Here is a 13,084-nt window from a genome sequence, read left to right on the forward strand (position 1 = left end):
TGAGTACGGCTAACCCTAGGCCAGCCTTAGAAACAAAAAAGGCCGCGCAATATGCACAGCCTTTTTTAAATTACGAAGACGCTTTTTGGTAGGTATGAGCCGCAGCTACAAACCCTTCAAATAGCGGATGACCATCGCGTGGCGTTGAAGTGAATTCCGGGTGGAATTGCGCTGCAATAAACCAAGGGTGATCTTTATTTTCAATAATCTCTACTAGCTTTTTATCTTCAGATAAACCAGTAAAGCTTAAACCTGCTTGTTCAAGCTGTGCAACGAAGTTGTTATTAACTTCGTAACGGTGACGGTGACGTTCAACAATTTCGTCGCTGCCATACACTTCGTGTACTTTAGAGCCAGGCGTTAAATGGCATTTTTGTGCGCCTAAACGCATTGTGCCACCTAAATCAGACTTTTCATCACGTACTTCTACGTTACCCTCAGCGTCTAGCCACTCAGTGATTAAACCAACCACTGGAGCCTCTGAGTTTGCATTAAATTCCGTTGAGTTTGCATCAACTAAACCGGCAACATTTCGTGCGTATTCAATAAGCGCAACCTGCATACCTAAACAAATACCTAAGTAAGGCACTTTGTTTTCACGAGCATATTTAGCCGCTAAAATCTTACCTTCAACACCACGACCACCAAAACCACCTGGCACTAAAATAGCATCTAAGCGAGAAAGAATATCCGTTCCTTTAGTTTCTAAGTCTTGTGAATCAACGTATTGAATATTAATAGTTAAACGATTTTTTAGTCCCGCATGTTTTAATGCTTCGTTTACTGATTTGTATGCATCCGGTAATTCAATGTATTTACCAACCATACCAATTGTCACTTCACCCGTTGGGTTAGACTCTTGATACAATACTTGTTCCCACTCAGCTAAATCAGCCTCAGGCGCGTCTAAATGGAAACGACGACATACAAAGTTGTCTAACTCTTGCGACTTTAATAACGCAGGGATTTTATAAATACTGTCTACATCAGGCAGTGAAATAACGGCTTTTTCTTCAACGTTTGTGAACAATGCAATTTTTGCACGCTCGTTATTTGGCAGCTTACGGTCTGAGCGACAAATAAGAATATCTGGTTGAATACCGACTGAGCGTAACTCTTTAACTGAGTGCTGAGTTGGTTTTGTTTTCACTTCACCGGCAGGGCCTAAGAATGGCACTAGCGTTAAGTGAATAAATAGCGCACGTTCACGACCAATCTCTGTACCCATTTGACGAATAGCTTCGATAAATGGTTGTGACTCAATATCGCCTACCGTACCACCAATTTCAACGATTGCTATATCATGGCCTTCTGCGCCATCATAAACACGTTGCTTAATATCATTAGTGATATGAGGAATAACTTGAATTGTTGCGCCAAGATATTCGCCACGTCTTTCACGACGAAGTACATCTTCATATACGCGCCCTTGCGTAAAGTTATTACGGCTGGTCATTTTGGTGCGAATAAAACGTTCGTAGTGACCTAAATCAAGGTCCGTTTCTGCGCCGTCTTCGGTAACGTATACTTCACCGTGTTGAATTGGGCTCATTGTGCCTGGGTCAACGTTGATGTAAGGATCCAGCTTTAAAATGGTAACATCTAAGCCACGGGCCTCTAAAATAGCGGCCAACGATGCTGCTGCAATACCTTTACCCAACGAAGAAACAACTCCGCCAGTAACGAAGATAAATTTTGTACTCATGCGAACCCTAGAATATCAGGAATTAAAAGGAATATAATACCCAAACAAGTGATTTTGGAATATAAACAAGACGGGGCGAAATTGTACCAAAACATAGCTAAGCAATCCAGCTAAAATTGGTAAATCTGTGCACAAAAAACAAACATTTTTTATGTCCCTATTTATTTAGTTTTTTTATCGCATCCCATGCTGCATCCATTTCCTCTAAAGACGCAGAATCAATACATTTACCCTGTGCAATTAAGTAGTTTTGTACCTTTTCAAACCGTGCAGAAAACTTATCGTTGGCACTGCGAAGCAGTTGTTCGGGGTCGCGTTTAACATGGCGCGCTACATTAACGGTAGCAAACAGCAAATCACCTAGCTCTTCTGCTGTATGATCTGAGTATGGGTCATGAGCTAAGGCTTCTTCCACTTCTTCAACCTCTTCACTCACTTTATCAATAGCACCGTGATAAGTCGGCCAATCAAACCCTAACGCAGCGACCCGTTGCTGAATTTTTTTAGCTTTTGTTAAGCTAGGTAAACTGTTTGGTATATCTTGCCAAAGTACTGAGCTTTGACCTTGGGGTTTAGCCGCACGCTCTTGTGCTTTTATTGCTTGCCACTGCGCAGCTAATTCGGCATCGGTTTTAGGTGTGTCTTGCGCTGAAAATACATGCGGATGACGACGCACCAACTTTTCATTTAACTGTGCCACTACATCGTTAAAATTAAATAATTGCTGCTCTTGTGCTAGTTGCGCATAAAACACAATTTGAAATAGTAAGTCGCCTAACTCATTTTTTAAATCGCTTAAATTATTCGTTTCAATACAATCAGCCACTTCATAGGCTTCTTCAAGAGTATGCGGCACGATTGACGCAAACGTTTGCTTGAGATCCCAAGGGCATCCGCCCTCAGGGTTTCTCAGTGTTTGCATTATTTCCAGCAGTTGGCTTAAAGCCTCATTATTAGCCTGATTACTGCCCTCGTTTTGCACTGTGCACCCCTTCTATCTGGTGTAACTTAGAAAGCACTTTATTTGTGCCTTGTAAGTCATGCACTTCTATTTGCATCACAAAAATAGCCGTTTGAGTGCTATCAACCGTGTTGACATTCATATTGAGCACATTGACTTTTTCATTCGCCAAAGCAGAACTAATATCACGAATTAAACCAGACCGATCGCTGGCTTCAATACGAATAGTTAACGCGTAGGAGCTGCTAATATCATCTGACCAACTTACTGAAATAACGCGCTCTGGGTGCTTGTTTTTTAAATTACTAAACGAGTCACAATCCTCACGATGCACGGCAATGCCACGGCCTTGGGTAATATACCCAATAATTTCATCCCCAGGTACAGGGCGGCAACAGCGAGCAACATGACTCATTAAACTGCCTACTCCATCAACCACAATACCGTTTTTATCGCCAGTTACTTTACTGGGCGATTTAAAGCGAATAACCGGCTCGTGCTCCGTTCTATCGGTAATAAAGTTAAGCATTTGGTTAAGGCGAATATCGCCTGCACCAATGGCGACCATTAAGTCATCAAGCTCTCTAAAGTTAAAGCGCTTTATCGCTGGGTCTAAATCTTTGTAAGTTAACTCTAACTTTTGTAATTCGTTATCAAGGATTTCTTTACCCGCACTTAAATTTTTATCGCGGTCGAGCTGTTTAAACCAATGGTGGATTTTGGCTCTAGCGCGAGACGATTTAATATAACCCAGCGACGGGTTCAACCAATCACGGCTTGGATTTGGCTGCTTTTGGGTCAGTATTTCAACCTGATCGCCGGTACTTAATTGATGAGTAAACGGCACTATTTTGCCAAATATTTTTGCACCAATGCATCGATGACCCACATTGGAGTGAATGTAGTAAGCAAAATCAAGAGGCGTTGCCCCTAGCGGTAAGTCAAAAATATCTCCACGTGGAGTAAACACATAGACCCGGTCTTCAACCACTTGGTTTTTAAGCTCTTGCGCTAAATCGCTGCCATCAACCACTTCTTCTTGCCATTGCAGTAACTTACGCAACCAGCTAATTTTTTGCTCATAGCCTGAACCACGCCCTGGTAACGCACCTTCTTTGTACATCCAATGTGCGGCAACGCCCAGCTCTGCATCTTGATGCATGTCGTGCGTTCGGATCTGAATCTCAACAGTTTTACCTTCGGGGCCAAATACTACGGTATGAATAGATTGATAGCCATTTTGTTTTGGGGTCGCAACGTAATCGTCAAATTCTTTATTTAAATGGCGCCAATTAGTGTGCACTATGCCTAGGGCACCGTAGCAATCTTGCAGGCGCTCAACCACAATTCGCATCGCGCGTATGTCAAACAGCTGATCAAACTCGTAGTTCTTTTTCGCCATTTTTTTATAAATGCTGTAGATATGTTTTGGCCTGCCGTATACCTCGGCTTTAATACCCGCTTCATGTAGGCGCTGTTTTACTTGCTCAACCATATCAGCCATATACGCTTCACGGGCAAGGCGCTTATCATCAAGTTGTTTAGCTATATTTTTATAAATATCTGGGTGTAAATAGCGAAAGGCTAAATCCTCTAGCTCCCACTTTAATTGGCCAATACCAAGGCGATTAGCAAGCGGTGCAAATATATCCGCAGTCTCTTTGGCTGCAATCACTCGCTCTTCTTCAGCGGCATCTTTTACGTTGCGTAAATGGCACACCTGTTCGGCTAATTTAATCACCACGGCACGCACATCTTCCACCATAGCAAGCAACATACGGCGAATATTATCGACCTGCACGGTACCATTGCCTTGATGAGCTAACGTACTTATGGTGGCCATTTGCGACACACCCGTTAATAACACCGCAACATGATTTCCTAAATGCTCTTCGACAGCGTCAATGCTCACTACATCATTTAAATAATAAGGGGTTAAATAGGCGGTGGCTAACGAGTCAGCATCTAAATTTAGCTCAACCAAAATCTCCACCATCTCTATGGCGGTATTTTGGCGTTCGCTATTATCGCAAGTTTGGCAAAGTTGCTGTGCTTTATTGAGTAAGCTAATTTTTTCCTGAGACAAATCAAGAGATTCTACGCGTGAAAAAAAGTCACCCGTTTTGTCATGTTGATGAGATTGACGTGTCGCTACCATAATGCGCTTTACCTCCGTTGAAATAACGCCATAGTTTCGATATGCCCCGTATGAGGGAACATATTCATTAGCCCTATTTTATTAAGCTCAAAGCCGGCTTGCGAAATAATAGCGCTGTCACGGGCTAAGGTAACAGGGTCGCAAGAGACATATAAAATCGCTTTAAACTGCGTTAATGGAAGCTGCTCTAAAACTGCCATAGCACCAGTGCGAGAGGGGTCGAGTACTAAAATATCTAACTCTTTATTAAACCACGGCGCTTTTTTAATACTCGTGGTTAAATCAAAGCAATGAAATTGAGTATTTGTAATAGAGTTAGTGTGCGCATTTTGCGTCGCTAATGCAACCGCCGAAGTAACGCCTTCAATTCCTGTTACTGTTTTAGCCTGCTTTGCTAACACTAAAGAGAAGTTACCAATACCACAAAATAAATCCAGTATATTTTCATCACCTTGTAATGCTAACCAGCTCGCCGCTTGAATTAACATTGCCTGATTTACGCTCGCATTGACCTGAATAAAGTTATTTAGTCCAAATTCAAATTTTATATCTAACTGATCAAGCTTATAAAATGGCATCGCTAAATGGGCATGATCAATCATATCGCTATCACTTTGCCACACTAATTGCCAATGATGTGCCGAGACACTTTGCTCAACAAACGCTTTATCTGTGGGCGAAATGGCTTTTGTATGACGAATAACAATAAAGTGTTGCTCATCTGCAGCGCATAACTGCAAATGACTTATACTGTGCAGCGCCTTATTATGATTAATTATGTTATCAAATACGTTAAATACCTCTGCAAATACGTCACTTAATACTGGGCAATGATTAATGCTAACAATACTTTTAGAGCCACGTGCTCTATAGCCTACCCGCATTTTTTTTGCTGCTTTGTCGAACATTACGGCAATGCGGGCACTACGTCGGTAATGCGTTGCTTGGCTTAGCAGCGGAGCTTGCCAGTTCAAATCAGTTAATTTTGCAAACTTGGCAAATAATTGATTTACCGCCGCTTGCTTTTCAACGACTTGTTGTGTGGCATCTAAATGCTGTAACTGACAACCACCGCATTGGCTGTAGTGTTCACAAATGGGTGTGGTGCGATATTCACTGGCTTTGAGTATTTTAAGCGTGTCAGCTTGGCTGTAACGTGCTTTATCATCAACTAACTTGGCTTTTACTCGCTCACCAGGTAATGCCCCACTGACAAAACACACTTTATTATTGTACTTAGCAATACCACGTCCGTGGTGATCCATTGCCGTTATATCAAGTTCAAGTGATTGCTGTTGAAGTGGTTTTTTCTTTGCTTTAAATATTTGTGCCATTAGGCATTACCTTAAAGGGTTGATGAATCACGTCTCTACCTAGATACTTTGAGAATAACTATGAGTATGTATATACTCACATTCAATAAAAATGATAATAATGCTCAGATTATGACCAAACTAGGCTTGCGCGATTCTGTTTTAACACTCACCCTGATCCCCACAGTGATCATCGGGCTATTACTAGGTGGTTATTTTACAATAAATCGTTACATTGAGCTTGATGAAATTTTATATCAACAAGGCACAACGATTGCTGAACCTCTGGCTATTGCACTTGAACAACCTTTACTGGAAAAAAATAAAAAACTGCTTAATCGCATTATTCGCTATACACACAATAAACACTCCCCTTCGATTAAATCGATTGCCATCTTTAATGATAACAACCAACTTATTATAACCAGTAATTATCATCGCTCATTCGACACTTTAATTGAGCAAACGCAATTAAATGGCTTTAAAGCCACCTATGTTCAGCAAAGTGAAGACTTAGTAACCTTTTTCACCCCTATCATTAACCATACAACCCCCAATAGCGACTGGAATACTTCTGAGTTCCAAACCTCGTTGGGCACCGTTGTGATTCAGCTTAACCGCGACAAAGCTGTTATTGGCCAACAACGTGCATTATTGGTCAGCGGTATTATTATTATTCTCGCCTTAGTATTAGCCGCTATTTTAGCGCTAAGACTTAGTCGGATGTTTATGACCCCGCTTAATAAGTTAGTACTTGCTACCGACAGGTTGATTGAAGGTAAAAGACAAACCGGATTAACTGAACCCATGAATGGCGAGTTTGAGTTATTACGTGAGGGGCTCAATACCATCTCGCATTCTATGGTGATGCAAAAAGATGAAATGCAAAAAAATATTGATCAGGCAACCAGCGATTACCGCGAAACGCTTGAACAATACGAAACACAAAATATCCAGCTCACCATGGCTAAAAAAGAAGCGCAGGATGCTAACCGTGTTAAATCTGACTTTTTAGCTAAAATGAGTCATGAGTTACGCACCCCACTTAACGGGGTTATTGGATTTACCCGCCAGCTTTATAAAACGCCTCTGAATAAAAACCAAAAAGATTACCTTGATACCATAGAGCTTTCGGCTAACAGCTTAATGACTATTATTAGCGACATATTAGATTTCTCCAAGTTAGAAGCCGGAGCCATGGAGCTTGAGTCTATTCAGTTTCAACTGCGCGATAGCGTAAACGAAGTTATGACCTTACTAGCACCTAGCGCACACGACAAACAACTTGAGCTTTCTATTTATATTAATCCTCAGGTGCCTGATCACTTAACTGGCGACCCCACACGGTTTAAACAAGTGCTGATTAACTTGTTAAGTAACGCGATTAAATTTACTGAAAAAGGCGCGATAAAAGTTGATATTAGCCATCGTTTGCTTGATGAAGAGCGCACCTCTGTCTTAGTGTCAGTCGCAGATACTGGGGTAGGTATTCCAGCAGATAAACAAGACGCGCTATTCACCGCCTTTGGTCAAGCCGACTCCAGTATTACCCGCAAATTTGGCGGTACCGGCTTAGGGCTTATTATTACTAAACATATCGTTGAAGCAATGAGCGGCCGTATTACCTTAAATTCAGCCCCTGGTAGCGGTACTTGTTTTACCTTTAATGGCGTATTTAGATTACCAAATCATGTATTTATCAACGATTTGCCTACCCAGTCATTAATTGGTAAACGTGTTCTTTATTTAGAGCCGCATAAGCATACCCATCATGCTGTTGTCTCATTATTACAAGAGTGGAAAGTCAGTGTCACTCCTTGCTATAACGAAACCGAATTTTTAGAGTGCATAAGAAATTCAGAGATCAATTTTGATATTTGTCTTATTGGTCACATGGCATCAGTTGACGATATGCAGCGTTTAAAAAGCTATGTAAAAGCGGTTAGAGAATCAACCGATTATTTATATTTAATGCTCAATACCGTATCGCACAACATGCGCGAAGCCTTCATCGGCAGCGGCGCTGACGCCTGTTTGAGTAAACCTCTTAATCACCGAAAGCTATGTGAGCTATTAGCTGCGCCTTATCGACTCGACCACCCGGCACATAATATAGAACAGCATGAACAAACCCTGCTGCCGCTAAAGGTGTTAGTGGTGGATGATAATGACGCTAATTTAAAATTAATTTACACCCTACTCAACGAGCAAGTTGAATTAATTGATACCGCACATAATGGGTCACAAGCGTATAGTTTAAGCAAAAGCCATAAATATGATGTGATTTTTATGGATATTCAAATGCCTATAATGGATGGTATTACAGCCTGTAAACTCATTAAAGAGTCATCTTTGAATGAAGATACCCCTATTATTGCCGTGACGGCGCATGCACTTAATAGTGAAAAAGAACAGTTATTAAAAGATGGTTTTGAAGGTTATTTAACTAAGCCTATCGATGAAGATATGCTAAACCAGATTATTTGCGATCATAGCCCGCAATTACCAGTGAGTCGTGATAAGTCAAAAAGCACATTTGAACATAGCCCTGCCCCTTTTGATAGCACTCGGCTTGATTGGACGCTGGCATTGCAACGTGCAGGCGGTAAAGCAGAATTAGCCAATGAAATGCTTAATATGTTACTGCTAAGCGTGCCCGAAACCCTAAACTTACTAAATCAAGCAATAAGCAGCGAAGATTGCCCTCAAGTACTTAGCGTTATCCATAAATTTCATGGCGCATGCTGCTATACAGGTGTACCAAAATTAAAAACATTGGCTGAAACGATCGAAACATCACTTAAAAATGAATGTACGCTTGAGAATATTGAGCCCGAGTTATTTGAGTTGCAAGACGAGCTTGAAAACTTACTTGTTGATGCCAACATTGATATCAGTAATAAATAAGCTCGTCTTTAATATTGTTAATTATAACTTTACGCGCGAGCTTCAAGCATTAAGCGTTTCATATCACGAACCGCTTTATCTAAACCGTCAATGGCTGCGCGGGCAATAATAGCGTGGCCAATGTTTAGCTCATAAATCTCTGGCATCGCTGCAATTGGTTTTACATTGTGATAATGCAGACCATGGCCAGCATTAACAATTAAACCAATACTGGCTGCATATTTCACGCCTTGGCGAATGTGCTCGAGCTCTTTGGCGGTGTCTTCATCGTTGGTGGCATCTGCGTAAGCCCCAGTGTGAATTTCAACATAAGGTGCACCACACGCTTTTGCTGCATCTAACTGCGCTTTATCAGCATCAATAAACAGTGATACTTTAATTCCAGCTTGCGTTAATGTTTTAGTTGCAGCGGCTATTTTATCGATATTGCCTGCCACATCTAAGCCCCCTTCAGTGGTAAGCTCTTCACGTTTTTCAGGCACTAAGCATACATATTCAGGTTTAACCTCAAGTGCAATAGCAATCATTTCATCGGTTACTGCGGTTTCAAGGTTCATACGTGTTTGAATAGTTTTAGCCATTACATACACATCGCGGTCTTGAATGTGTCTGCGGTCTTCGCGTAAATGAATAGTAATGCCATCAGCACCGGCATGCTCTGCAACACTTGCTGCATGGGCAGGATCAGGATAAGAAGTGCCTCGTGCTTGGCGAAGCGTTGCAATATGATCTACGTTCACGCCTAGAAGAATATCTTTCATTTTTGTACCTGTGAAATTTGTTTATTGAGAGGCCGTAAATAATTCACGACTTTTTAATGGTTTGTTGCCCAACAATGGTTTTAATAAATAACGACTTAATTGCTTTGCCATATATAACACATCCGCTTGGCTAAAGTCATGATTTGCTATGGCATTGAGTTGTGAACCAGTAAACCCAGAACGCGAGTCGTGTTGCACCGCAAAGCCCACTTCTGCAAAGTAGCTATACGTTTGCGTGTCATCAATTGGCTCACCATCCGCATCAAAACTAAAATCAACCCCATAACCTAGTAGCTCTAGCAATTGAAACTCATAAGAGCGAAGCACTGCTTGCATGTCAGTCCCGCTATTAAGGTTTTCTAGGTGAGTTTTATAAAGTTGAAAAACCTGATCAATGGGTTCATTAATCGGCACAATTCGGTTGGTTAATTCATTTAAATAAAAGCCACAGTAAAGCTTATCACCGGTTAAAAATAACGGATTACCATGAAGCTCAAATTTATTGATGTACTTTAAATCGTATTTGCCATTGTAATGGACGAGTAAGGCTTGAAATGGTTGGAGTTGGGCTTTGTATTTAGTGGCCTGGCGGCCACTAACTCGTGCGAGCATTCTAAGCTGGCCAACGCCTTCTACTAGCATATCGAGCATTACTTGCGAGTCGCTATATGGACGCCGATGTAATAAATAAGCTTTATAGAAATCGCTGTCCATAAATTATGCTGCGTATAAAATGTTAATCTTCACCGTAACCTAAGCTTCTTAAGGCACGCTCATCGTCAGCCCAGCCCGATTTAACTTTAACCCACAGTTCTAAAAACACTTTATTTTCAAGCATTTCCTCTAAGTCTTTACGCGCTTCACGGCCGATTACTTTTAGCTTTTCGCCTTTGTTACCAATTACCATGCGCTTTTGCGTTTCACGCTCAACTAGTATCAGGCCATTAATATGCCAAATACCGTTTTCTTGCCATTTAAACTGCTCTATTTCCACAGTCACTGAATACGGTAACTCTTCACCCATAAAGCGCATTAGCTTTTCACGGATAACTTCAGCCGCCATAAAGCGCATTGAGCGGTCAGTTACGTAGTCATCAGGAAAATAAAATTCGCACGGTGGTAAACGCTTAGTCACTTCTTCTTTGATCAGGTTAATGTTTTTACCCTGAGTCGCAGATACGGGCATAATACCTACAAAATCAAACTTATCGCCTAAAAACTTCATATGTGGAAGTACAAGGTCGCGATCTTTCACTTGGTCAATTTTGTTAATAACTAACAATACCGGCTTGCCACTTTGGCTTACTTTGTTAAGTACCATGTCGTCATCGGCATTCCAATGAGTGCCTTCAACCACAAAAATGATCAGCTCAACATCACCAATTGAGCTAGACGCTGCACGGTTCATTAAACGGTTAATAGCACGCTTTTCTTCAACGTGCAGGCCTGGGGTATCGACGTACACCGCTTGGTGCTTACCCTCAGTATGAATACCCATAATACGGTGGCGCGTGGTTTGTGGCTTACGTGAGGTAATACTGACTTTTTGCTCAATAATTTCATTAAGCAGTGTTGATTTACCCACATTAGGACGGCCAACAATCGCAACCATGCCACAAAATGTGTCTATTTCGCCTTCATGAGGCTGTATTAAGGTATCAAGATTCATTTTTAAGTATCTTCAATGCTTTTTCGGCCGCTTTTTGTTCGGCTTTACGCCGTGAGCTGCCAACAGAAATAATGCTATCCATTCCATCAACGATACATTCAACCGTGAATGTTTGATTGTGTGCCTGACCTTTAGTATCAACTACGGTGTAGCCTGGTAATGATAGCTTACGAGCTTGCAAATACTCTTGCAGCAGGGTCTTAGGATCTTTTTGGTTAAGCCCTGGTGAAATAGCATCTAAACGTGATTCATACCACGCTAAAATAAGCTCGCCGCAGCGATCTATGTCTGAATCTAAAAATACAGCGCCAATAATAGCTTCAACTGCATCCGCTAGGGTTGACTCGCGTCTAAAACCACCACTTTTTAGCTCGCCAGGACCTAAGCGTAGGTAATCACCAAGCTCAAATTCAAGGCCAAATTCAGCTAACGTCTGACCGCGAACTAAAGTCGAACGCATTCGACTTAAATCGCCTTCGCGTGCTTTAGGAAATTTAGCGTACAGCGCATTGGCAATGACAAAGCTCAAAATTGAGTCGCCCAAAAATTCGAGTCGCTCGTTATGTTGACCTTTGTGGCTGCGATGCGTCATTGCTTGCTCAAGTAACCCTTGATCAGCAAATGTGTAGCCAATTCTTTTGTATAACTCTGTTACATTTTTTTTCATTGTTACTGAATATTACCTAGGCGTTCAAAACGAACACCAGTTGGAACCCATCCTGGTAAAATGTCATCTGGGCCATTATCAAATTCAAAACTCATCCATATAAAGACAGCTTTACCCACCAAGTTTTCTTTTGGTACAAAGCCCCAAAAGCGACTATCTTGGCTGTTATCGCGATTATCACCCATCATAAAGTAATGATCAGCTGGAACCACCCATTCATCCGCAGGTGTGCCCAATTGCTGGTAGTAACGCCCCTTACGTTCAGGCGATTTTGGGTTGATTAAAATGTCATGGTTAGTCGTGGTTAAATCTTCATTTAAACGCGCTAAATCCATTGGGCCTTGCTTAAATTCATTATCATTAATTAATTTAAAATCAATTTTATTGAATTCATTACAAAGAAGTGCGCCCTTTTGAACTTCACCTTCTTCGCATTTTGGTTGAATATATAAACGCTTATCACGATAAACAATTTTATCGCCAGGTAAACCTATAGCACGTTTAATATAGTCCACTCTCTCATCTAACGGGTATTTAAAAACAACAATATCGCCACGCTCTGGTTCGCTTACATCCACTAATTGGCTGCGCCATACTGGGTCTTTAATCCCATAAGAATACTTTTGCACTAAAATAAAATCACCCACTAATAAGGTGGGCATCATTGAACCCGATGGGATCTGAAACGGCTCAAAAATAAATGATCTAAAAATAGTGATAGCAGCAATCATCGGAAAAATCGACTTTGCTGTTTCAGTAATCATTGGCTCAGGCGCAATCAATGCTGCGGTTTCTTCATCAAGTTGACCACCGGCAGAAGTTTGAGCAATTGCTAAACGTTCTTGCCTTTTAGGGGCAAACATTAAGTGATCTATTAACCATATTAGACCTGAGCCTAAAGTTAACAACACCAATAAAACTGAAAAGTAGCCAGCCATTTATT

Annotated in this window: 10 protein-coding genes; 1 reads left to right on the forward strand and 9 read right to left on the reverse strand. The window is 41.3% G+C overall.

Features of this window, described 5'->3' with window-relative positions; all coding sequences use genetic code 11:
* Positions 1-70 precede the first annotated feature (70 nt).
* The 4 genes from BM380_RS16890 to rlmD all read right to left on the reverse strand — a co-directional run bounded on the left by BM380_RS16890 (position 71) and on the right by rlmD (position 6,158).
* The gene (locus BM380_RS16890) at positions 71-1,705 is read right to left on the reverse strand and encodes a CTP synthase (protein WP_013465625.1); all 1,635 of its coding nucleotides are present in this window, start codon (positions 1,703-1,705) and stop codon (positions 71-73) included.
* 157 nt (positions 1,706-1,862) lie between these two features.
* Positions 1,863-2,687 carry a nucleoside triphosphate pyrophosphohydrolase gene (mazG, locus tag BM380_RS16895; RefSeq protein WP_090495312.1) on the reverse strand — a complete coding sequence of 275 codons (825 nt, stop codon included), beginning with the start codon at positions 2,685-2,687 and terminating at the stop codon, positions 1,863-1,865.
* Positions 2,668-4,824 (reverse strand): GTP diphosphokinase, encoded by a 2,157-nt coding sequence (gene relA, locus BM380_RS16900; protein WP_028833955.1) that lies wholly within the window; start codon positions 4,822-4,824, stop codon positions 2,668-2,670. Before relA ends, mazG begins: the two co-directional genes overlap by 20 nt.
* Before the next feature lie 8 nt (positions 4,825-4,832).
* Positions 4,833-6,158, reverse strand: coding sequence for a 23S rRNA (uracil(1939)-C(5))-methyltransferase RlmD (gene rlmD, locus BM380_RS16905; RefSeq protein ID WP_090495314.1), 1,326 nt, complete (start codon positions 6,156-6,158; stop codon positions 4,833-4,835).
* A gap of 111 nt (positions 6,159-6,269) precedes the next feature.
* Here rlmD and barA point away from each other — a divergent pair, with 111 nt between their 5' ends.
* On the forward strand, positions 6,270-9,044 hold the full coding sequence (gene barA / locus BM380_RS16910; protein WP_175527475.1) for a two-component sensor histidine kinase BarA: 2,775 nt from the start codon (positions 6,270-6,272) through the stop codon (positions 9,042-9,044).
* A 29-nt stretch (positions 9,045-9,073) separates the two neighbouring features.
* Here the strand turns inward: barA and pdxJ are convergent, their stop codons facing one another.
* Genes pdxJ through lepB form a run of 5 tightly spaced genes read right to left on the reverse strand, consistent with a single transcriptional unit; the run spans position 9,074 to position 13,079 of the window.
* Positions 9,074-9,805 carry a pyridoxine 5'-phosphate synthase gene (gene pdxJ, locus BM380_RS16915; RefSeq protein ID WP_010387803.1) on the reverse strand — a complete coding sequence of 244 codons (732 nt, stop codon included), beginning with the start codon at positions 9,803-9,805 and terminating at the stop codon, positions 9,074-9,076.
* A gap of 21 nt (positions 9,806-9,826) precedes the next feature.
* Positions 9,827-10,519: a DNA repair protein RecO gene (gene recO, locus BM380_RS16920; protein WP_013465631.1), complete on the reverse strand. Its 693-nt coding sequence runs from the start codon at positions 10,517-10,519 to the stop codon at positions 9,827-9,829.
* 22 nt (positions 10,520-10,541) lie between these two features.
* Positions 10,542-11,474, reverse strand: a complete 933-nt coding sequence (gene era / locus BM380_RS16925) for a GTPase Era (protein WP_013465632.1) — start codon at positions 11,472-11,474, stop codon at positions 10,542-10,544.
* Entirely contained in the window at positions 11,464-12,141 is a 678-nt protein-coding gene (gene rnc, locus BM380_RS16930; protein ID WP_008466504.1) for a ribonuclease III, read from the reverse strand. Before rnc ends, era begins: the two co-directional genes overlap by 11 nt.
* A gap of 2 nt (positions 12,142-12,143) precedes the next feature.
* The gene (gene lepB / locus BM380_RS16935) at positions 12,144-13,079 is read right to left on the reverse strand and encodes a signal peptidase I (protein ID WP_013465633.1); all 936 of its coding nucleotides are present in this window, start codon (positions 13,077-13,079) and stop codon (positions 12,144-12,146) included.
* Positions 13,080-13,084 lie beyond the last annotated feature (5 nt).

The sequence above is a fragment of the Pseudoalteromonas sp. DSM 26666 genome (assembly GCF_900116475.1).
GTDB lineage: Bacteria > Pseudomonadota > Gammaproteobacteria > Enterobacterales > Alteromonadaceae > Pseudoalteromonas > Pseudoalteromonas tetraodonis.